Origin of the sequence: Kitasatospora sp. MBT63, assembly GCF_000710465.2 — a bacterium.
Lineage (GTDB): Bacteria > Actinomycetota > Actinomycetes > Streptomycetales > Streptomycetaceae > Kitasatospora.
Map to the genome: position 1 here is coordinate 1 of NZ_JAIZ01000731.1, position 629 is coordinate 629.

General features: G+C 69.2%; 1 protein-coding gene. It reads left to right on the forward strand.

The annotated features are described in order from the left end of the window. Positions 1-67: 67 nt before the first annotated feature. Positions 68-629, forward strand: a 562-nt coding sequence (locus tag AA75_RS37885; RefSeq protein WP_149038620.1) for an SMI1/KNR4 family protein, incomplete at its 3' end; no start/stop codon positions are given.

Sequence of the window (629 nt, forward strand, 5' to 3'; positions counted from 1 at the left end):
GCCTCGATGATCTGGATAGACGACCTCGTGCGACCGCTCACCTGATCACAACATCACACAGGCCCTAGTGTCCGTGCTCGCCGTCGATGGGAGAGCTGTGGACACGCATGTGGACTGGTCCGGAGTCCGGGAACGCGTCATCGCCGTGGAGGAGGCCGAACGGCGGGCGCGTGGCTGTGAGATGTCTGGATTCCCGGTGTTCGAGCCTGTCCTGACACCCGCCGAGATCGCGGAGGTGGAAGCACAGCTCGGCGTCACGCTCCCCGACGAGTACCGCACGTTTGTGGCGGAGGTCGGGGCCGGCGGCCCCGGCCCGGCGCGCCACCTCACGTCGTTGTGCCGGATCGACGGGGCATGGGGATGGCTCTGGGACGGGGGGTACCACTGGCTGCCGGACTCCGGCGGGCCGTTCGTCGAGACGGAAGGCTGGGCCGACCGGCAGATGGCGACCCTGCGCGCCGCCGGGTACGAGCCCACGACCCGCGATGAGGACGACTACCTGGACGACTACCGCACCGTCTTCGGCGACGCCGGTGACGAGGCCTGGTACCTGGAACGCGGCCGGGGGGCGATCCTCATCAGCGACAATGGCTGCGGGATGACCGGCTGGCTCATCATCGTCGGCCCGC